The 20225-nt window shown below is 52.1% G+C and carries 18 protein-coding genes; 11 read left to right on the forward strand and 7 right to left on the reverse strand.

Annotated features, from left to right (window positions below):
• Positions 1-46 precede the first annotated feature (46 nt).
• The gene (gene gorA, locus FFT88_RS02055) at positions 47-1399 is read right to left on the reverse strand and encodes a glutathione-disulfide reductase (protein WP_135405430.1); all 1353 of its coding nucleotides are present in this window, start codon (positions 1397-1399) and stop codon (positions 47-49) included.
• A 71-nt stretch (positions 1400-1470) separates the two neighbouring features.
• Positions 1471-2313, reverse strand: a complete 843-nt coding sequence (gene rlmJ / locus FFT88_RS02060; protein WP_105289337.1) for a 23S rRNA (adenine(2030)-N(6))-methyltransferase — start codon at positions 2311-2313, stop codon at positions 1471-1473.
• A gap of 202 nt (positions 2314-2515) precedes the next feature.
• Between rlmJ and prlC the strand changes: the two genes are divergently transcribed.
• Together prlC and rsmJ are read left to right on the forward strand one after the other, a co-directional pair.
• Positions 2516-4558 carry an oligopeptidase A gene (gene prlC, locus FFT88_RS02065; protein WP_001298719.1) on the forward strand — a complete coding sequence of 681 codons (2043 nt, stop codon included), beginning with the start codon at positions 2516-2518 and terminating at the stop codon, positions 4556-4558.
• Between the two features lie 7 nt (positions 4559-4565).
• On the forward strand, positions 4566-5318 hold the full coding sequence (rsmJ, locus tag FFT88_RS02070) for a 16S rRNA (guanine(1516)-N(2))-methyltransferase RsmJ (protein ID WP_135405432.1): 753 nt from the start codon (positions 4566-4568) through the stop codon (positions 5316-5318).
• A 48-nt stretch (positions 5319-5366) separates the two neighbouring features.
• On the opposite strand, the gene dtpB is transcribed toward rsmJ, so the two are convergent.
• Positions 5367-6836 (reverse strand): dipeptide/tripeptide permease DtpB, encoded by a 1470-nt coding sequence (gene dtpB, locus FFT88_RS02075; protein ID WP_135405435.1) that lies wholly within the window; start codon positions 6834-6836, stop codon positions 5367-5369.
• A gap of 354 nt (positions 6837-7190) precedes the next feature.
• Positions 7191-7625, reverse strand: a complete 435-nt coding sequence (gene uspA / locus FFT88_RS02080) for a universal stress protein UspA (RefSeq protein ID WP_000323571.1) — start codon at positions 7623-7625, stop codon at positions 7191-7193.
• Between the two features lie 390 nt (positions 7626-8015).
• Here uspA and uspB point away from each other — a divergent pair, with 390 nt between their 5' ends.
• Positions 8016-8351 (forward strand): universal stress protein UspB, encoded by a 336-nt coding sequence (gene uspB / locus FFT88_RS02085; RefSeq protein ID WP_000626187.1) that lies wholly within the window; start codon positions 8016-8018, stop codon positions 8349-8351.
• A gap of 67 nt (positions 8352-8418) precedes the next feature.
• Here uspB and pitA read toward each other — a convergent pair whose 3' ends face one another.
• The gene (pitA, locus tag FFT88_RS02090) at positions 8419-9918 is read right to left on the reverse strand and encodes an inorganic phosphate transporter PitA (RefSeq protein ID WP_135405438.1); all 1500 of its coding nucleotides are present in this window, start codon (positions 9916-9918) and stop codon (positions 8419-8421) included.
• Between the two features lie 230 nt (positions 9919-10148).
• Between pitA and FFT88_RS02095 the strand changes: the two genes are divergently transcribed.
• Positions 10149-11342 carry an NAD(P)/FAD-dependent oxidoreductase gene (locus FFT88_RS02095; RefSeq protein ID WP_135405440.1) on the forward strand — a complete coding sequence of 398 codons (1194 nt, stop codon included), beginning with the start codon at positions 10149-10151 and terminating at the stop codon, positions 11340-11342.
• On the opposite strand, the gene FFT88_RS02100 is transcribed toward FFT88_RS02095, so the two are convergent.
• On the reverse strand, positions 11334-12332 hold the full coding sequence (locus FFT88_RS02100; RefSeq protein WP_135405442.1) for a permease: 999 nt from the start codon (positions 12330-12332) through the stop codon (positions 11334-11336). The two genes, FFT88_RS02095 and FFT88_RS02100, sit on opposite strands and share 9 nt — an antisense overlap.
• Positions 12333-12437: 105 nt before the next feature.
• Here FFT88_RS02100 and FFT88_RS02105 point away from each other — a divergent pair, with 105 nt between their 5' ends.
• On the forward strand, positions 12438-12734 hold the full coding sequence (locus tag FFT88_RS02105) for a metalloregulator ArsR/SmtB family transcription factor (protein WP_000418114.1): 297 nt from the start codon (positions 12438-12440) through the stop codon (positions 12732-12734).
• 42 nt (positions 12735-12776) lie between these two features.
• Here FFT88_RS02105 and FFT88_RS02110 read toward each other — a convergent pair whose 3' ends face one another.
• Positions 12777-13829, reverse strand: coding sequence for a DUF2776 family protein (locus tag FFT88_RS02110; RefSeq protein ID WP_135405445.1), 1053 nt, complete (start codon positions 13827-13829; stop codon positions 12777-12779).
• A gap of 552 nt (positions 13830-14381) precedes the next feature.
• On the opposite strand from FFT88_RS02110, the gene FFT88_RS25480 reads away from it, so the two are divergent.
• From FFT88_RS25480 to FFT88_RS02135, 6 genes are all read left to right on the forward strand, one after another.
• Positions 14382-14495: a hypothetical protein gene (locus FFT88_RS25480; protein WP_214251098.1), complete on the forward strand. Its 114-nt coding sequence runs from the start codon at positions 14382-14384 to the stop codon at positions 14493-14495.
• Positions 14496-14557: 62 nt separating this feature from the next.
• Entirely contained in the window at positions 14558-15625 is a 1068-nt protein-coding gene (locus FFT88_RS02115; RefSeq protein WP_135405447.1) for an HlyD family secretion protein, read from the forward strand.
• On the forward strand, positions 15622-18357 hold the full coding sequence (gene rbbA, locus FFT88_RS02120; protein WP_028132003.1) for a ribosome-associated ATPase/putative transporter RbbA: 2736 nt from the start codon (positions 15622-15624) through the stop codon (positions 18355-18357). Before FFT88_RS02115 ends, rbbA begins: the two co-directional genes overlap by 4 nt.
• Complete coding sequence (locus FFT88_RS02125; RefSeq protein ID WP_016262635.1) at positions 18357-19481, forward strand: ABC transporter permease; 1125 nt, start codon at positions 18357-18359, stop codon at positions 19479-19481. Before rbbA ends, FFT88_RS02125 begins: the two co-directional genes overlap by 1 nt.
• Positions 19482-19553: 72 nt before the next feature.
• Positions 19554-19829: a type II toxin-antitoxin system HicA family toxin gene (locus FFT88_RS02130; protein WP_001260301.1), complete on the forward strand. Its 276-nt coding sequence runs from the start codon at positions 19554-19556 to the stop codon at positions 19827-19829.
• Positions 19826-20185, forward strand: a complete 360-nt coding sequence (locus tag FFT88_RS02135) for a type II toxin-antitoxin system HicB family antitoxin (RefSeq protein ID WP_000593555.1) — start codon at positions 19826-19828, stop codon at positions 20183-20185. The genes FFT88_RS02130 and FFT88_RS02135 overlap by 4 nt, the downstream gene beginning before the upstream one ends.
• Positions 20186-20225 lie beyond the last annotated feature (40 nt).

The following is a 20225-nucleotide window of genomic DNA, read 5'->3' on the forward strand; positions in this document are numbered from 1 at the left end:
AACGTAATTAAGGGCTAAGAGCACACTACTCTTAGCCCTTTAACATTTAACGCATTGTCACGAACTCTTCTGCCGCCGTTGGGTGAATGGCGACGGTATTGTCGAAGTCTTTTTTGGTTGCGCCCATCTTCAGCGCCACCGCGAAGCCCTGCAACATTTCATCCATACCAAAACCAATGCCGTGAATACCGACAATCTTCTCTTCTGGTCCAACGCACACCAGCTTCATGCGGCACGGCTGGCGATGAGTGGTGACGGCGGTATACATCGCGGTGAAAGAGGATTTATACACTTTCACCTGATCGTCGCCGTACTGCTCGCGCGCCTGCGGTTCCGTTAAACCAACAGTACCAATCGGCGGATGGCTGAAGACCACGGTTGGAACATTGCTGTAATCCAGATGCTCATCCGGCTTGTTATTAAACAGGCGTTCAGAGAGACGGCGACCCGCTGCAACTGCCACCGGTGTCAGTTCTACTGCACCCGTGTTATCGCCCACTGCGTAAATACCTTCAACGTTGGTGTTTTGATATTTATCGACGACGATATAGCCTTTTTCGTTGGTTTTAACGCCAGCGGCTTCCAGGTTGATGTTGTCATTGGCAGGCTCGCGACCAATCGCCCAAATCAGGCAATCCACCGTTTCACTACGCCCATCTTCCAGCTCCAGCGTCAGGCTGCCGTCGGCATTTTTCACCACCGCTTTCGGGATGGCATTGGTATGCAACTGTGGGCCTTCGGCGTTCATCACTTCGAGCAGCGTTTCAGAGATCATCGGGTCGAAGCTGCGCAGCGGCGCATGTTTACGCACAAACAGATGCGTTTTCGCGCCCAGGCCGTTAATCACGCCCGCCAGCTCAACAGCGATGTAACCTGCGCCAACAACCGCCACGCGCTCTGGCAAAGCAGGAAGGGCGAAGAAGCCATCAGAATCAATACCGTATTCCACGCCTGGAATATCCGGGTGGCTCGGACGACCGCCGGTGGCGATCAGAATATGATCGGCCGTGATGGTTTCGCCGTTTACCTCCAGCGTTTTGGCATCAACGAAACGGGCAAAACCTTTGATTACATCAACGTTATTTTTACCGAGCACGTTTTCATAGGAAGTATGAATACGGTCGATATAGGCGGTACGGCTGGCGATCAATGTTTCCCAGTTGAATTTATTGATAGTGGTATCGAAACCATAATCCGGGCCGTACATATGGATCGCTTCACGGATTTGCGCCGCGTGCCACATCACTTTTTTCGGCACGCAGCCGACGTTCACGCAGGTGCCGCCCAGCTCTTTGGCTTCAATCAGCGCGCATTTCTGGCCGTACATAGCCGCGCGGTTGATGGAGGCGATACCGCCGCTGCCGCCGCCGATGGCGATGTAATCATAGTGTTTAGTCATGACATAGTGTCCTTATCGTTGATTACCGCGATTGTAGCGCGAGACGTAATAGGTGCCAGCAATGGCTGCAATTACTCCGGCACGATCCAGCTTACGGTGGCGTGCCCGGTGCCAGCCGGAACCAGTTTGCTGTGCAGCCACGGCAGCACGTTATTCATCTGCTGTTCCAGCTTCCACGGCGGGTTAATCACAATCATGCCGGAAGCGGTCATGCCGCGGCGATCGCTGTCTGGCAGTACCGCCAGTTCAATTTGCAGAATTTTGCGAATGCCGGTTGCTTCCAGGTCGTGGATCATGCGCTTAATTTGCTGGCGCAGCACCACTGGATACCACAATGCGTAAGTGCCAGTGGCGAAACGTTTGTAACCTTCTGCTATCCCGCTGACCACCGCCTGATAGTCAGTTTTCATTTCATACGGCGGGTCGATAAGGATTAAACCACGGCGGGAAACCGGCGGCAGTTTGGCCTTAAGCTGCTGGAAACCGTCGGCTTTTTCCACGCGCGCACGGTTGTCTTTCTGAAATTCAGAACGCAGCAACGGGTAATCGCTCGGGTGCAGTTCGGTCAGTTGCAGGCTGTCCTGTTCACGCAGTAACTGACGAGCAATCAACGGCGAACCGGGGTAGTAGCGCAACTGACCGCTACGGTTGAAGTGTTTTACCACATTGATGTACGGCTCCAGCTCCGCAGGCAAATCGTCCTGCTGCCAGATACGGGCGATACCTTCAAGATATTCGCCGGTACGCTCGGCATGTTCGCTGCTTAACTGATAACGCCCGGCTCCTGCGTGGGTGTCGAGATAGAGAAACGGTTTATCTTTCTCTTTCAGCGACTCGATGATCAGGCTCTGAACGGTATGTTTAAGGACGTCGGCGTGGTTGCCAGCGTGAAAGCTGTGGCGATAACTGAGCATGGGTAAAGGTGTTCCGGTAAGTAAAAATCGGCCCGTATTCGGGGCGCACAAAAGCCTATCAGGACAGTATACCGAAAAGAGGCCGCCGCCGCGAAAGCGTAACGTTTCTCATTGAAATTCACTACACTTAACCCCATGCTACACACATTATGTAAAGCGCCTGTTGAGCGCTTCCTTAACCTCTTTAACCAGGACTGCGCTAATGACGAATCCGTTACTGACCCCCTTTGAATTGCCTCCGTTTTCTAAAATTCTCCCGGAACATGTGGTTCCAGCCGTGACTAAGGCGCTGAACGACTGCCGCGAAAATGTGGAGCGCGTAGTCGCGCAAGGAGCACCGTACACCTGGGAAAATCTCTGCCAGCCGCTGGCGGAAGTGGACGATGTGCTGGGGCGTATCTTCTCCCCGGTCAGCCACCTGAACTCGGTGAAAAATAGCCCGGAGCTGCGCGAAGCCTACGAACAAACCCTGCCGCTGCTGTCGGAATACAGCACCTGGGTAGGGCAACATGAAGGGCTGTATAAAGCGTACCGCGACCTGCGCGATGGCGATCATTACGCCACGCTGAACACGGCGCAGAAAAAAGCGGTTGATAACGCACTGCGCGACTTCGAACTCTCTGGTATCGGTCTGCCGAAAGAGAAACAGCAGCGTTACGGCGAAATTGCTACCCGTCTTTCTGAGCTGGGCAACCAGTACAGCAACAACGTCCTCGATGCGACGATGGGCTGGACCAAACTCGTCACCGACGAAGCGGAACTGGCGGGGATGCCAGAAAGCGCGCTGGCTGCGGCAAAAGCCCAGGCCGAAGCGAAAGAGCTGGAAGGCTATCTGCTGACGCTGGATATCCCAAGCTATCTGCCGGTAATGACCTACTGCGACAACCAGGCTCTGCGTGAAGAGATGTATCGTGCTTATAGCACTCGCGCCTCCGATCAAGGCCCAAACGCTGGTAAATGGGATAACAGCAAGGTGATGGAAGAGATCCTCGCTCTGCGTCACGAACTGGCGCAATTGCTGGGCTTTGAAAACTACGCCTTTAAATCCCTTGCCACTAAAATGGCAGAAAACCCGCAGCAGGTGCTTGATTTCTTAACCGATCTGGCAAAACGCGCGCGTCCGCAGGGCGAAAAAGAGCTGGCGCAACTGCGCGCCTTCGCCAAAGCCGAATTTGGCGTCGATGAGCTGCAGCCGTGGGATATCGCATACTACAGCGAAAAACAAAAACAGCATCTTTACAGCATCAGTGACGAACAGCTGCGTCCGTACTTCCCGGAAAACAAAGCGGTTAACGGCCTGTTTGAAGTGGTGAAACGTATTTACGGCATCACCGCTAAAGAGCGTAAAGATGTTGATGTCTGGCATCCGGATGTACGTTTCTTCGAACTGTATGACGAGAACAACGAACTGCGCGGTAGCTTCTACCTCGACCTGTATGCCCGTGAAAACAAGCGCGGCGGGGCGTGGATGGATGACTGCGTAGGCCAGATGCGCAAAGCCGACGGTTCGCTGCAAAAACCGGTCGCGTATCTGACCTGTAACTTCAACCGCCCGGTAAATGGTAAACCGGCGCTGTTTACCCATGACGAAGTGATCACCCTGTTCCACGAGTTCGGTCACGGCCTGCATCATATGCTGACCCGCATCGAAACCGCTGGTGTTTCCGGGATCAGCGGGGTGCCGTGGGATGCGGTCGAACTGCCGAGCCAGTTTATGGAAAACTGGTGCTGGGAGCCGGAGGCGCTGGCGTTTATCTCCGGTCACTATGAAACCGGCGAACCGCTGCCGAAAGAGTTGCTGGATAAAATGCTGGCGGCGAAGAACTACCAGGCGGCGCTGTTTATTCTGCGCCAGCTGGAGTTCGGCCTGTTCGATTTCCGCCTCCATGCCGAGTTCCGCCCGGATCAGGGAGCGAAAATCCTCGAAACTCTGGCAGAAATCAAGAAACTGGTTGCCGTGGTACCGTCTCCGTCATGGGGCCGTTTCCCGCACGCTTTCAGCCATATTTTCGCCGGTGGTTATGCCGCAGGTTACTACAGCTACCTGTGGGCTGACGTACTGGCGGCAGATGCCTTCTCGCGCTTTGAGGAAGAGGGCATTTTCAACCGTGAAACCGGGCAGTCGTTCCTCGACAACATTCTGAGCCGTGGCGGTTCAGAAGAGCCGATGGATCTGTTCAAACGCTTCCGTGGTCGTGAACCGCAGCTGGATGCGATGCTGGAGCATTACGGCATTAAGGGCTGATCATTCAGTGAAAATCTGCTTAATTGATGAAACAGGCACCGGAGACGGTGCCTTATCTGTTCTGGCGGCCCGCTGGGGGCTGGAGCACGATGAAGACAACCTGATGGCGCTGGTGTTAACGCCGGAACATCTGGAATTGCGCAAGCGTGATGAGCCAAAACTTGGCGGCATCTTTGTTGATTTTGTTGGCGGAGCGATGGCGCACCGACGCAAATTCGGCGGTGGTCGCGGTGAGGCGGTGGCGAAAGCGGTGGGCATTAAAGGCGATTATTTGCCGGATGTGGTGGACGCCACCGCAGGACTTGGGCGCGATGCCTTTGTGCTGGCTTCAGTCGGTTGCCGCGTGCGGATGCTGGAGCGTAATCCAGTCGTTGCCGCATTGCTCGACGACGGCCTGGCGCGTGGTTATGCGGATGCGGAAATCGGCGGCTGGTTGCAGGAGCGGTTGCAGTTAATTCACGCCTCCAGCCTGACGGCGCTGACTGATATTACCCCACGCCCGCAGGTGGTCTATCTCGATCCGATGTTCCCGCATAAGCAGAAAAGCGCGCTGGTGAAAAAAGAGATGCGTGTCTTTCAGTCGCTGGTGGGGCCGGATCTTGATGCCGATGGGTTGCTGGAGCCTGCGCGGCTGCTGGCGACCAAACGCGTGGTGGTAAAGCGTCCGGACTACGCGCCGCCGCTGGCGAATGTCGCCACGCCAAACGCGGTTGTCACCAAAGGGCATCGCTTTGATATTTATGCTGGTACACCGGCGTAAAAGTAAAACAGGGTAGCGTTATCGCTACCCTGTTTTCTGCAAGAATAATTAATGGCTTTCCGGCGTCTCAATCATTCGTTTCAGCCACGGCACCATCAACAGCATCACTACAGCAACGCCCAGCGTGACCAGACCAATCTTACCAAACACGTTGGTATAGACAGGCAGCGTCTCAAGCGGGTCGGTAATGTTGTCTGGTACTGCGGTAAATGTTGCCACATAGCCGCCCAGCAAGAACGCGGCAGCCTGCGTAAGGAACCACATCCCGAGAATAAAGCCCATCAAATGTTGTGGCACCAGAGCGGCAATCATTGCCAGGCCCAGGGCGCTAATAAGCAGTTCACCTAAGCTCTGGAATAAGTAAACCAGCACGATAAACCACGGCGATGTCAGCCCCTGGGCATCCGCAAACCACATTCCCGCTGCGGCGGCTGTCAAAAAGCCCAGCGAGCACATAAACATACCGAGGGTAAATTTCATCGGCATGGAGAGGTCTTTGCCTTTGTTACCCAGATGCGTGTAAATGCCTGCCAGAACTGGGCTGGCGAGCACCACCCAGAACGGGTTAAGCGCCTGGAAGCTCACCGGGTTGATGGAAAAACCGAGAATTTCATGATGCACGTTGTTGATAGCAAAGAAGTTCAGCGACGTTGGCATCTGGGCGTAGAGGATGTAAAACACTACCGCTTCAAGCATCAGCACAAAGGCGACAAACATCTTATTGCGCCCGGTTTTATCCAGCTTGAATGCCTGACGGAAGAAGATAATGGTCACGACGATAGAGAGCACAATCAGTACCAGATTGGCGACTTCCACGTTGTGCATCAGCCATGCGCAAACGAAAATCATCACCACGCTGCCAAGCAGCACGTACAACAATTTGCTGAAGTTCATCGGTCGGAAATCTGGTTCAGAACCAATATTTTTCACCATTCCGCGACAGGCGATGTAAACCAGTAGCGCGACAATCAATCCTGCTCCGCATAAGTTATAGGTGACGGAATAGCCAAATCTGTCAGCGATAACCGGTGCTAGCGACAGCGCAATCAACGAGCCGATATTGATCGACATATAGAACAGGGTGAAAGCGCCATCGAGACGTGGATCTTTCGGTGGATAGCACTTCGAAAGCAGGCTTGCCGGGTTGGCTTTAAACAGGCCGTTGCCGACGGCGATTGTTCCCAGCGCGATGAATATCAGGTCTGGCTTGAGTAGCGACATCCCGGTCATGAAGTAGCCCATCGCCAGAACAATTGCCCCAAGGACAATGGTGCGTTTAGTTCCTAACAGATGGTCGCCAACATAACCGCCGATCGAGATAAGGCCATAGACCAGCGCAGCGAAGGCACCAAAGGTGACAAAAGCCTGTTCTTGTGAGAAACCGAGCTGTTTAACGAAGAAAACGGCCAGGACGCCTTGCACGCCGTAGTAACCGAATCGCTCCCATAGTTCGACAAAAAAGATCATGAAGAATGGGCGAGGTTGTTGCAGCATCCCAGTGGGTGTTGTTGTATTCATAATTTTTAGCCTTTCAATACCATCATGAAAAGTATGAACGCGTAAGTGATTGCGTGCGAAAGAGTTTACACACGTCTAAAATTCTTAATATTGATGTAATGAATGCATTAATGCACTACCACAACAAAAAACAACCAGCTAATCATGCTGGTTGTTTGAGATATGATGGCGCTAAATGCTATTTTGTCGTGATGTAAATTTGAATTATTCGATGCGTAGTGGAACTTTCTGACTGCGGATGAACACCGGCTTGATTGAGCGCTCCAGTGTTTGTCCCCGCACGTCGCATTCGGGTACAACACAAAAAGCAGAACGCCCGCATAAGCGGGCGCTCAGGAGCAAGTAGGGAAGATATTATTCTTCTTCGTCGCGCAGCGGAACAATCAGCATATCAACGTGAACGGTGTTGATCAGCTGACGCGCGGAAGACATCAGTTTGCTCCAGAAGTCCTGGTGGTGACCACAAACAACCAGGTCCATGTCGTATTTCTTGATCGCATCAACCAGAACCTGACCCAAATCGCCGCTGCCGCTAAGGGTTTCAGTGATTGGGTAGCCTGCGTTGGTGGAGAGTTCGGTCAATGCATGATGAGTCTCTTCGGAAATGCGTTTCTGCATGTCACCCAGATTTACATCAATAAGTCCGGTGTATAGGTCAGAGTAGTTTACATCTACGTGGATCAGAGAAACTTTCGCATTGTAGGGGCGAGCCATAGAGACTGCTTTCTCTACCAGAACTTTGCTTTCCGGGGAGAGATCGACCGCGATGAGAATGTGTTTATAAGCCATAGTGTTACTCCTTCCATAAAGTTGTCGATGACTGGCCAGCTTGCGTTTCTTGTGCCGTTACGTCACCCGCGTCCTGCGAACTACGTGCGCGGGGCTAACCCAGCCGTAAAGATTCAGTGAAAAGACCATCCTTACCTTATAGCGACCTGGATGATCCGTCAATCCGCCTTGCTTACCAATCAGATAATCAAATTTTCTACATGAATGTATTGATAGTGGTTAACCTTATGGAAAAAAAACAACCTGATCTCCTACACTATCTATAGAGCCGCTCGGATGTTTGCCATCACAAAAGCGGTTTCTCCAGGACCTGGTGTTAACTGATTGGCAGCGTATCGGGAGCGGTAGCCCCGGAGGGGAACTCCGCGGGCAGGTCGCCGGGGAGGGGGTATGATAAGCACCGTCGCATTATTTTGGGCTTTATGTGTCGTTTGCATTGTTAACATGGCGCGCTATTTCTCATCACTACGCGCGTTGTTAGTGGTACTGCGTAATTGCGATCCATTGCTCTATCAATATGTTGATGGAGGGGGCTTTTTTACCTCACATGGCCAACCCAACAAACAGGTGCGTCTCGTTTGGTATATCTATGCCCAACGTTATCGCGATCATCACGATGATGAGTTTATCCGTCGCTGCGAGCGCGTGCGTCGTCAGTTTATTCTGACCAGCGCATTGTGTGGCCTGGTGGTGGTAAGCCTGATTGCGTTGATGATTTGGCATTAAGCGCCACGGTAATAACGCATAAAAAAAGCGGGCCAGTAAACTGACCCGCTCGTTTTTATGCGTGCGATTACAGGAACTGCAAGGAGATCCAGTACAGCGCACCGGAGAGCAGAACTGCAGCCGGGAGGGTAAACACCCAGGCCATCAGAATGCTGGTCACCGTTTTACGCTGTAAGCCGCCGCCGTCAACCACCATCGTCCCCGCTACGGAAGAGGAGAGTACGTGAGTGGTGGAAACCGGCATCCCGGTATAACTCGCCAGACCGATAGACACCGCTGCCGTCATCTGAGCAGACATACCCTGAGCATAGGTCATGCCTTTCTTACCGATTTTCTCACCGATAGTGGTCGCCACACGACGCCAGCCAATCATCGTACCGATACCTAACGCCAGCGCGACTGCCATGATGATCCACACCGGAGCATACTCGATGGTGCTCAGCATATCGGACTTCAGTTTCTTCAACAGACGCTGATCATCCGCAGTGACGCCAGGCATTTTCACCACTTTGTCGATAGTGTCAGAAACGCACAGCATAATGCGGCGCATCTGGCTACGTTGGTCAAGCGACAGCTTGTCGTAGCTTTCCACATCGGCGGTCAGCATGCCTTTCAGGCGGTTGAGCGCGTTAATGGTATTCGACGGATGGCAATGGAACTCCGCAGGTTGTGTTGCGCCTGCTTCTGGTGTCGGTACTAACTGATCGGCACCGGTCGCCTGTTTAAGCAGCGCAGGATGCTGCTCAAAGTAAGCTTCCACATTGTTGATGGCATCACGGGTACGGGTGATTTCGTAGCCAGTGGCATTCATATTCACCACGAAGCCCGCTGGTGCGACGCCAATCAGAACCAACATAACCAGACCAATGCCTTTCTGACCATCGTTCGCGCCGTGAGAGAACGCCACGCCGATAGCGGAAAGGATCAGCGCGATACGCGTCCAGAACGGCGGCTTTTTCTTGCCGTCTTTCTTTTCACGTTCCGCTGGGGTCAGGTGGATACGGGCGCGTTTCTTGGTGCCGCTCCAGTAGCGACGCAGCAAGAAAATCAGACCGCCAGCAAACACCAGGCCGACAATAGGGGAAACGATCAGAGATGCGAAAATACTTAATACTTTCGGGATATTGAGTGCATCCACCACTGACGTACCGGACATCAACGCATTGGTTAAACCAATACCGATGATCGCGCCAATCAGCGTATGGGAGCTGGATGCAGGTAAACCAAAGTACCAGGTACCAAGGTTCCAGATAATTGCTGCCAGCAACATAGAGAACACCATGGCAAGACCATGGGACGATCCCATATTAAGCAGCAGATCCGTCGGCAGCATATGCACAATGGCATAGGCAACACTAAGACCACCCAGCAAAACACCCAGGAAGTTGAACACTGCCGCCATAACCACAGCGAGCTGAGAACGCATCGCGCGGGTATAGATGACAGTTGCCACGGCGTTGGCTGTGTCATGGAAACCATTGATGGCTTCGTAGAACAGCACAAAAGCCAGTGCAAGCAATAATAACAGCCCGGTATGCAAATCCAGGCCAGCAAACAAATGTAGCATAGGACGTTACGCCATTTTGAGGACATGAACGCGGCGCATTATCAGTGACTTTCGCGGCGCGGGCAAAGTGAAATATAGATTTTTTTGATTTGCCTCCTGTATGAATTTCGCTCAAAAAATAATTATCTTATATAATTCAGGCAAATACTTCCCCTAAGTAATATTGCTGCTGGTGCGGCCACTGAGGAATCTTTACAATTCACGCCCATTTTTTCTAAGAGGAGCGCAACGTGGAAAGGTTTGATGCCATTATTATAGGCGCTGGTGCGGCGGGTATGTTCTGTTCTGCGCTGGCAGGTCAGGCAGGACGCCGGGTTCTGCTGATCGATAATGGTAAAAAACCAGGGCGAAAAATCCTCATGTCTGGCGGTGGGCGCTGCAACTTTACCAACCTTTATGTCGAATCAGGCGCTTATCTGAGCCAGAATCCGCATTTTTGTAAGTCTGCGCTCGCGCGTTTTACCCAGTGGGATTTCATTGATCTGGTCAATAAACACGGCATCGCCTGGCACGAGAAAACGTTAGGGCAACTCTTCTGTGATGACTCCGCTCAGCAGATTGTCGACATGCTGGTGGATGAGTGCGAGAAGGGCAATGTGACCTTCAGATTACGTAGCGAAGTGTTGAGCGTGACGAAGGATGATGCGGGATTCACGCTTGAACTGAATGGTATGACAGTAGGCTGCGATAAACTGGTCATTGCGACCGGAGGCCTCTCGATGCCGGGTCTGGGCGCGTCGCCATTTGGTTATAAGATTGCCGAACAATTCGGGCTGAACGTGTTGCCGACGCGAGCAGGCCTGGTGCCATTCACCCTGCATAAACCGTTGCTGGAAGAGTTACAGGTGCTGGCAGGCGTGGCGGTGCCTTCAGTGATCACCGCTGAAAACGGCACCGTGTTCCGTGAGAACTTACTCTTCACCCACCGCGGCTTGTCTGGCCCTGCGGTATTGCAGATATCCAGCTACTGGCAACCGGGTGAATTTGTCAGCATCAATCTGCTACCGGATGTCGATCTGGAAGCCTTTCTTAATGAACAGCGTAACGCGCATCCGAATCAGAGCCTGAAAAACACGCTGGCGGTTCATTTGCCGAAACGGTTGGTTGAACGGTTACAACAACTCGGGCAGATCCCGGACGTCTCGTTAAAACAGCTCAACGTGCGTGACCAACAGGCGCTCATTGCCACATTGACTGACTGGCGCGTACAACCTAACGGCACTGAAGGCTATCGCACCGCCGAAGTGACGCTCGGCGGCGTGGACACCAATGAACTCTCTTCACGGACGATGGAAGCGCGTAAAGTTCCGGGCTTGTACTTTATCGGTGAAGTGATGGACGTTACCGGCTGGCTAGGGGGCTATAACTTCCAGTGGGCGTGGTCGAGCGCATGGGCTTGTGCGCAGGATTTGGCCTCAAAATAACGCTTGCGTTACATATCCCATAACCACGGCCATTCCTAAAATTACCATCAGAAAGGCAATAATCATCGGCGTGCGAAACATCGATTTCAGCAAAATAACTTCTGTTAAGCTGGCACCCGCGCTGCCGATGATGAGTGCCATTACGGCTCCCATCCCCATGCCTTTGGTCATTAATACCGAAGCGAGGGGAATTACGGCCTCTGCACGTATATAGAGCGGGATACCTATAACCGCGCTCAAGGGGATAGCCAGTGGATTATCCGTTCCGGCATGTGCTGCAATCCATTGTGCTGGAATAAAGCCGTAAATAAATGAGCCAATTAGCACCCCAATTAACAGGTAGGGAAGCACTTCTTTAAATTGCCGCCATGCATCCTTTATTGCCTGAGTCAGCAGGCTGGGGGGCGCCGTTTTGGCTGCACTACAGCAATTAACAGCAGGTTCTGCGGTACAGCAAGATGTGGTTTGCGGCGTAAACTTCGCAGAGCGCAAGTTAATAACGGGTTTATCGGACACTGATTTGCAGCAGCTCGCGTTGCTCCCCTTTGCCGGTATGACATATCGTTCGAAGCCAACAAAATCCAGTAACAAACTGGCGGCCAGCGAAACGCCGCACGCAATAACGGCGTACAACAACGTTACCTTCCAGCCAAATGTTGCCCACATTAGCCCGACGATAATCGGGTTGAGTAATGGTGAAACAAACAAAAAGGTGAGCGTTGGGCCAAATCCCGCTTTTGCAGAAAGAAGACCGCGAAGCATGGGAATGGTTGAGCAACTGCAAAACGGAGTCACTGCACCTAACATTGCTGCCAGCAAATAACCGCGCCCTTTACGCGCACCCATCATTTTCTGGATCTTATGATCCGGGATTTTCTGACGGATTACGCTGACACCAGCACTGATAAGAAGAAAAAGTAACGATAGCTCTACGGCTAAGAACAGGAACATCCCGGCGGCGTCGCGCAGCCCTGGTAACCATTCAAACATTTTATACCCTCGCTAAAACTATATTTCTAAAATTATCGAAATAACGAGCGGTGAGCAAGATATTTCTGGTATTATCGAAATATCAATTAGCCGGAGAAACTACTTATGGAACTGGAAGATGTCGCTAAGGCACTGAAAGAATTAGGTCATCCGACCCGTTTGTTTATTTTTCGTCATCTGGTCAAAGCGGGAGAACGCGGGATGCCGGTAGGCGAGTTACAGAAGGAACTTGCGATCCCCGCATCGACCTTGAGCCACCATATCTCGGCGCTGGTCTCCGTTGGTCTGGTTAAGCAAAACCGCGAAAGTCGCACGTTGATGTGTGTCTCGCAATATGATGTTCTGGAAGGGATTATTAGCTTTCTGCGTGAAGAGTGCTGCGTGAATAACGGGAAGTATTAATATTCGCCGGGCTGTAGCATAACCACAATCCGGCGAGAGTCATTATTTTTTCGCAGACCCCGCTTCTAATATAGAAACGATGGAAAACAGTGTAAAACACACTGCACCTAAGCCAACCAAAACTCGCGAAGGAATAAAATAAGCCATATCGGTTTGCGCAATTTCAGCAAGGAACGCTGCAAGGAACAGGCAAAACAGACAGGTAAATACCGGAATCATGGGTATTCTGTTGGCTAACGAACAGGTGCGTCGCCATACCAGCGCCAACAGCCACACTTTGGAGAAAATACTGTAGCAGATCATTCCCAGACAAATAAGAATAATGCCGGGTGCCAGTCTGGCACTTGCATCAGAACTGACTAAAACGTAGATGCCCTGAATAACGGTAAGTGAACCGAGCAAAATAACCCAATAACACCAGAGCCAATGTTCTTTCTCTGAGAATGTGTTCCGCGTTTGATGAACAATAGTGGCGACCAGGCCAATAAGACAAGCGCAAATTGCCGTTAACCCTAGCAGTACGTGACCAGCAACATAATGTGGTGTGATATCTGCACTACGTAACAGCGCGACTGACCAAATGAAACCAAAGAGAGTAAGCAGAACGGGAACAGCAATTAAGCAGTTACCGATTGTTGAAGAATAAGCCTGCAACGGCGTACCATCACTCTTACTGCCCGAGGCATTTTTGGGAATTAGCAGAAAATGCCCGGAAGACGCCGCCACGGTTGATACGCAGGCGGCAATCATCCCAACACCGAAAATAACATGCCCGGCAACAAATTCATCGGCCATGACATTATCACTTGCCAGCAGTAAGCATCCCCAAATCATAGTTGCGACAGACCCAGCGTAACCAATAACAGGAAAAAGTGTGTTGTAGAGCTTATTCACACCATGCGTTAACTGCGAAATAATAATAAATGCAGTAGTGAATAACGCCAGACAGATTGCAGAAAGCGAAATAAGCACATGCCCTGCCACAAAATACTCACTTTGCCCGGAACCTGCTAATACAAAATCACCCAATGCAATACATATTATCCCCATAATTAAAGGGATTAATTTAAATAGCCATCCGATATATATATTCATTTTAAACTCCATGTGTACTTTCTGCTAATATAAGAAAGCGTATCAGTAGTATTTTTAGTCAGTTAAATATGACAATGAGATACCACCAAATGTAACAAGTAACTTTACTATAGCCGGATTTATTGCCCGGAGTGTTAAGTTTTAGATGTGAGTTAATGCTGATAAATAAATATTTATCCTAAGGTAAATTCCGAGTTAATATCTTTATCCTATTTTTATTTTGTTGCTTTAAACGACCTTGTTCGAGATTGCTTTATTTAATACACAAGCATTTATCATCTTTTCAAAAAATTATTTCACTTTCGGTAAATATTTGCACCTCGGCGATAATAACGCTATGTGATAGTCATCGGATTTTCTGTTATGCAAACCTACGCAGTAGTACCTGAGAACCTGTGCAGAAGATTTTTGGTTAAAAACGCTATCGAACAGAAGAACATCGCGATGTATCACAAGCTGATGGTAATCAAATAGACAACATGAATATAAATGTTAGTATTTAATTGATTTCACTTATGAGTATGCGTGTTTCATTTACGGCCAGGAATGCTGATGATGACAACATTACTACCCGTTTTCACCAGACCTTCCCCGTTGGCGCTCAGTTTGCTGCGCCCTGGCCGCCTTTGCCGTTTCCTTCTTATCCCGGATGGAATAATTCGCTGAACGTCGTTCGGTGGCAGTTGTAACACGCGTCGATTGCTTACAGGGATTATGGCGGGTCGATTATGGATAATATTAAGCGCCATCTGGCGTGGTGGGTTGTCGGGTTACTGGCGGTGGCTGCTATCGTGGCGTGGTGGCTGTTGCGCCCGGCAGGTGTGCCGGAAGGCTTTGCCGTCAGCAATGGGCGCATTGAAGCGACGGAAGTGGATATCGCCAGCAAAATTGCCGGGCGTATCGACACCATTCTGGTGAAAGAAGGCCAGTTTGTTCGCGAAGGTGAAGTGCTGGCGAAGATGGATACTCGCGTGTTGCAGGAGCAGCGGCTGGAGGCCATCGCGCAAATCAAAGAGGCGCAAAGCGCCGTTGCCGCCGCGCAGGCTTTGCTGGAACAGCGGCAAAGTGAAACTCGCGCCGCTCAGTCGCTGGTTAATCAACGGCAAGCTGAACTGGACTCCGTAGCCAAACGTCATACCCGTTCCCGCTCACTGGCCCATCGTGGGGCTATTTCTGCGCAACAACTGGATGACGACCGCGCCGCTGCCGAAGGCGCCCGTGCTGCGCTGGAATCGGCAAAAGCCCAGGTTTCGGCTTCTAAAGCCGCTATAGAGGCGGCACGTACCAATATCATTCAGGCGCAAACTCGCGTCGAAGCGGCACAAGCCACTGAACGGCGCATTGCCGCAGATATCGATGACAGCGAACTGAAAGCCCCGCGTGACGGACGCGTGCAGTATCGGGTTGCCGAGCCAGGCGAAGTGCTGGCGGCAGGCGGTCGGGTGCTGAATATGGTCGATCTCAGCGACGTCTATATGACTTTCTTCCTGCCAACCGAACAGGCGGGCACGCTAAAACTGGGCGGTGAAGCCCGGCTGATCCTCGATGCCGCGCCAGATCTGCGTATTCCTGCAACCATCAGTTTTGTCGCCAGTGTTGCCCAGTTCACGCCAAAAACCGTCGAAACCAGCGATGAACGGCTGAAACTGATGTTCCGTGTCAAAGCGCGTATCCCACCGGAATTACTCCAGCAGCATCTGGAATATGTCAAAACCGGTTTACCGGGCGTAGCGTGGGTGCGGGTGAATGAAGAACTTCCGTGGCCTGAAGACCTGGTGGTGAGGTTGCCGCAATGACGCATCTGGAACTGGTTCCCGTCCCGCCTGTCGCGCAACTGGCGGGCGTGAGCCAGCATTATGGAAAAACCGTTGCGCTGAACAATATCACACTCGATATTCCGGCCCGTTGCATGGTCGGGCTGATTGGCCCGGACGGCGTCGGGAAGTCGAGCTTGTTGTCGTTGATTTCCGGTGCCCGCGTCATTGAACAGGGCAATGTGATGGTGCTGGGCGGCGATATGCGCGACCCGAAGCATCGCCGCGACGTCTGCCCGCGCATCGCCTGGATGCCGCAGGGGCTGGGCAAAAATCTCTACCACACCTTGTCGGTGTATGAAAACGTCGATTTTTTCGCTCGCCTGTTCGGTCACGACAAAGCGGAGCGGGAAGTCCGAATCAATGAACTGCTGACCAGCACCGGGTTAGCACCGTTTCGCGATCGTCCGGCAGGGAAACTCTCCGGCGGGATGAAGCAAAAACTTGGGCTGTGCTGTGCGTTAATCCACGATCCGGAATTGTTGATTCTTGATGAGCCAACAACGGGGGTTGACCCGCTCTCCCGCGCCCAGTTCTGGGATCTGATCGACAGTATTCGCCAGCGGCAGAGCAATATGAGCGTTCTGGTCGCCACCGCCTACATGGAAGAGGCCGAACGCTTTGACTGGTTGGTGGCGATGAATGCCGGAGAAGTGCTGGCAACTGGCAGCGCCGAAGAGTTGCGACAGCAAACGCAAAGCGCCACGCTGGAAGAAGCATTTATAAATCTGTTACCGCAAGCACAACGCCAGGCGCATCAGGCGGTAGTGATCCCACCGTATCAACCTGAAAACGCAGAGATTGCCATCGAAGCGCGCGATCTGACCATGCGTTTTGGTTCCTTCGTTGCCGTTGATCACGTCAATTTCCGCATTCCACGCGGGGAGATTTTTGGATTCCTTGGTTCGAACGGCTGCGGTAAATCCACCACCATGAAAATGCTTACCGGACTGCTGCCCGCCAGCGAAGGTGAGGCGTGGCTGTTTGGGCAACCGGTTGATCCAAAAGATATCGATACTCGCCGTCGGGTGGGCTATATGTCGCAGGCGTTTTCGCTCTATAACGAACTCACCGTGCGGCAAAACCTTGAGTTACATGCCCGTTTGTTTCACATCCCGGAAGCGGAAATTCCCGCGCGAGTGGCTGAAATGAGCGAGCGTTTTAAGCTCAACGACGTTGAAGATGTTCTGCCGGAGTCATTGCCGCTCGGCATTCGCCAGCGGCTTTCGCTGGCGGTGGCGGTGATTCATCGCCCGGAAATGTTAATCCTCGATGAGCCTACTTCTGGCGTCGATCCGGTGGCAAGGGATATGTTCTGGCAGTTGATGGTCGATCTCTCGCGTCAGGACAAAGTGACTATCTTCATCTCCACCCACTTTATGAACGAAGCGGAACGTTGCGACCGCATCTCACTGATGCACGCCGGAAAAGTGCTCGCCAGCGGTACACCGCAAGAGCTGGTTGAGAAACGCGGAGCCGCCAGTCTGGAAGAGGCATTTATCGCCTATTTGCAGGAGGCGGCAGGGCAGAGCAACGAAGCCGAAGCGCCGCCCGTGGTACACGACACCACCCACGCGCCGCGTCAGGGATTTAGCCTGCGCCGTCTGTTTAGCTACAGCCGCCGCGAAGCACTGGAACTGCGCCGCGATCCGGTACGTTCGACGCTGGCGTTGATGGGAACGGTGATCCTGATGCTGATAATGGGTTACGGCATCAGTATGGATGTGGAAAACCTGCGCTTTGCGGTGCTCGACCGCGACCAGACCGTCAGTAGCCAGGCGTGGACACTCAACCTCTCTGGTTCCCGTTACTTTATCGAACAGCCGCCGCTCACCAGTTATGACGAGCTTGATCGTCGGATGCGTGCGGGCGATATCACGGTGGCAATTGAGATCCCACCCAATTTCGGGCGCGATATCGCGCGCGGTACGCCTGTGGAACTCGGTGTCTGGATCGACGGAGCGATGCCGAGCCGTGCCGAAACGGTAAAAGGTTACGTGCAGGCCATGCACCAGAGCTGGCTACAGGATGTGGCGAGCCGACAATCGACGCCCGCCAGCCAAAGCGGGCTGATGAATATTGAGACGCGCTATCGCTATAACCCGGATGTAAAAAGCCTGCCAGCGATTGTTCCGGCGGTGATCCCGCTTCTGCTGATGATGATCCCGTCAATGCTAAGCGCCCTTAGCGTGGTGCGGGAAAAAGAGCTAGGGTCGATTATCAACCTTTACGTGACCCCCACCACCCGTAGCGAATTTTTGCTTGGCAAACAGCTGCCGTACATCGCGCTGGGGATGCTGAACTTTTTCCTGCTCTGCGGCCTGTCGGTGTTTGTGTTTGGCGTACCGCATAAAGGCAGTTTCCTGACGCTCACCCTGGCGGCGCTGCTGTATATCATCATCGCCACCGGAATGGGGCTGCTGATCTCTACCTTTATGAAAAGCCAGATTGCCGCCATTTTCGGTACGGCGATTATCACGTTGATCCCGGCGACGCAGTTTTCCGGGATGATCGATCCGGTAGCTTCGCTGGAAGGACCTGGACGTTGGATCGGCGAGGTTTACCCGACCAGTCATTTTCTGACTATCGCCCGCGGGACGTTCTCTAAAGCGCTGGATCTGACTGATTTGTGGCAACTTTTTATCCCGTTGCTGATAGCCATCCCGCTGGTGATGGGCTTAAGCATCCTGCTGCTGAAAAAACAGGAGGGATGATGCGCCATTTACGCAATATTTTTAATCTGGGTATCAAAGAGTTGCGCAGTCTGCTCGGTGATAAAGCGATGCTGACGCTGATTGTCTTCTCGTTTACGGTGTCGGTGTATTCGTCAGCGACCGTTACGCCTGGATCGTTGAACCTCGCGCCGATCGCCATTGCCGATATGGATCAATCGCAGTTATCGAACCGGATCGTTAACAGCTTCTATCGCCCGTGGTTTTTGCCACCGGAGATGATCACCGCCGATGAGATGGATGCCGGACTGGACGCCGGACGCTATACCTTCGCGATAAATATTCCGCCTAATTTTCAGCGTGATGTCCTCGCCGGACGCCAGCCGGATATTCAGGTGAACGTCGATGCCACGCGCATGAGCCAGGCATTTACCGGCAACGGGTATATCCAGAATATTATCAATGGTGAAGTGAACAGCTTTGTTGCGCGCTACCGTGATAACAGCGAACCGTTGGTATCACTGGAAACCCGGATGCGCTTTAACCCGAACCTCGATCCCGCGTGGTTTGGCGGGGTGATGGCGATCATCAACAACATTACCATGCTGGCGATTGTGCTGACCGGATCGGCGCTGATCCGCGAGCGTGAACACGGCACGGTGGAACACTTACTGGTGATGCCGATAACGCCGTTTGAGATCATGATGGCAAAGGTCTGGTCGATGGGGCTGGTGGTGCTGGTGGTATCGGGATTATCGCTGGTGCTGATGGTGAAAGGCGTGCTGGGCGTACCGATAGAAGGCTCGATCCCGCTGTTTATGCTGGGCGTGGCGCTCAGTCTGTTTGCCACCACGTCAATCGGCATTTTTATGGGGACGATAGCGCGTTCAATGCCGCAACTGGGGCTGCTGGTGATTCTGGTGCTGCTACCGTTGCAAATGCTTTCCGGTGGATCCACGCCGCGCGAAAGTATGCCGCAGATGGTGCAGGACATTATGCTGACCATGCCGACGACACACTTTGTTAGCCTCGCGCAAGCCATTCTCTACCGGGGTGCCGGATTTGAAATCGTCTGGCCGCAGTTCCTGACGCTGATGGCAATTGGCGGCGTGTTTTTCACCATCGCGCTGCTGCGATTCAGGAAGACGATTGGGACAATGGCGTAAGGAAGGGAACCTTGACTTCATACTGTGATGTCATACTATTGATGTCATGAAGTGAAGTCATAAGGACATGCCATGAGAACCCAGGTACAGGCTTTACGGAAGAAACAAAAAAATACATTGGATCAAATATTTAAATCTCCTGTTCCTCAAGGGATCAAGTGGTCTGATATAGAGTCACTGGTTAAAGCATTAGGCGGAGAAATTAAGGAAGGAAGAGGTTCGCGTTGTAAGTTCATACTAAATATGAGCGTTGCGTGTTTCCATCGGCCTCATCCGTCGCCAGATACCGATAAAGGCGCTGTAGAAAGCGTGCGTGACTGGTTACTAAGTATAGGGGTAAAACCATGATCAAACTGAAGACGCCAAACTCTATGGAGATTGCCGGACAACCTGCTGTTATCACCTACGTGCCAGAACTGAATGCATTTCGTGGCAAATTCCTGGGCTTGTCAGGTTATTGTGATTTTGTCTCTGACAGCATTCAGGGGCTGCAAAAAGAAGGGGAGCTTTCCCTGCGAGAGTATCTTGAGGATTGTAAAGCTGCGGGTATTGAGCCGTATGCGCGTACAGAAAAGATTAAGACCTTTACGTTACGCTATCCAGAATCGCTGAGTGAACGCCTTAATAATGCGGCTGCGCAGCAACAAGTCTCTGTTAATACCTATATTATTGAAACGCTGAATGAGCGTTTGAATCATTTATAACTTATAGCGGCCCAACAATTTCTGTTGCGCCGCTATATTT

Origin of the sequence: Escherichia sp. E4930, assembly GCF_005845405.1 — a bacterium.
Lineage (GTDB): Bacteria > Pseudomonadota > Gammaproteobacteria > Enterobacterales > Enterobacteriaceae > Escherichia.

Coding starts and splice junctions, on each gene's coding strand:
- gorA (WP_135405430.1), bottom strand. CDS start 1,399: ATGACTAAACACTATGATTACATCGCCATCGGCGGCGGCAGCGGCGGT.
- rlmJ (WP_105289337.1), bottom strand. CDS start 2,313: ATGCTCAGTTATCGCCACAGCTTTCACGCTGGCAACCACGCCGACGTC.
- prlC (WP_001298719.1), top strand. CDS start 2,516: ATGACGAATCCGTTACTGACCCCCTTTGAATTGCCTCCGTTTTCTAAA.
- dtpB (WP_135405435.1), bottom strand. CDS start 6,836: ATGAATACAACAACACCCACTGGGATGCTGCAACAACCTCGCCCATTC.
- uspA (WP_000323571.1), bottom strand. CDS start 7,625: ATGGCTTATAAACACATTCTCATCGCGGTCGATCTCTCCCCGGAAAGC.
- uspB (WP_000626187.1), top strand. CDS start 8,016: ATGATAAGCACCGTCGCATTATTTTGGGCTTTATGTGTCGTTTGCATT.
- pitA (WP_135405438.1), bottom strand. CDS start 9,918: ATGCTACATTTGTTTGCTGGCCTGGATTTGCATACCGGGCTGTTATTA.
- FFT88_RS02100 (WP_135405442.1), bottom strand. CDS start 12,332: ATGTTTGAATGGTTACCAGGGCTGCGCGACGCCGCCGGGATGTTCCTG.
- FFT88_RS02105 (WP_000418114.1), top strand. CDS start 12,438: ATGGAACTGGAAGATGTCGCTAAGGCACTGAAAGAATTAGGTCATCCG.
- FFT88_RS02110 (WP_135405445.1), bottom strand. CDS start 13,829: ATGAATATATATATCGGATGGCTATTTAAATTAATCCCTTTAATTATG.
- FFT88_RS25480 (WP_214251098.1), top strand. CDS start 14,382: ATGATGACAACATTACTACCCGTTTTCACCAGACCTTCCCCGTTGGCG.
- FFT88_RS02115 (WP_135405447.1), top strand. CDS start 14,558: ATGGATAATATTAAGCGCCATCTGGCGTGGTGGGTTGTCGGGTTACTG.
- rbbA (WP_028132003.1), top strand. CDS start 15,622: ATGACGCATCTGGAACTGGTTCCCGTCCCGCCTGTCGCGCAACTGGCG.
- FFT88_RS02125 (WP_016262635.1), top strand. CDS start 18,357: ATGCGCCATTTACGCAATATTTTTAATCTGGGTATCAAAGAGTTGCGC.
- FFT88_RS02130 (WP_001260301.1), top strand. CDS start 19,554: ATGAGAACCCAGGTACAGGCTTTACGGAAGAAACAAAAAAATACATTG.
- FFT88_RS02135 (WP_000593555.1), top strand. CDS start 19,826: ATGATCAAACTGAAGACGCCAAACTCTATGGAGATTGCCGGACAACCT.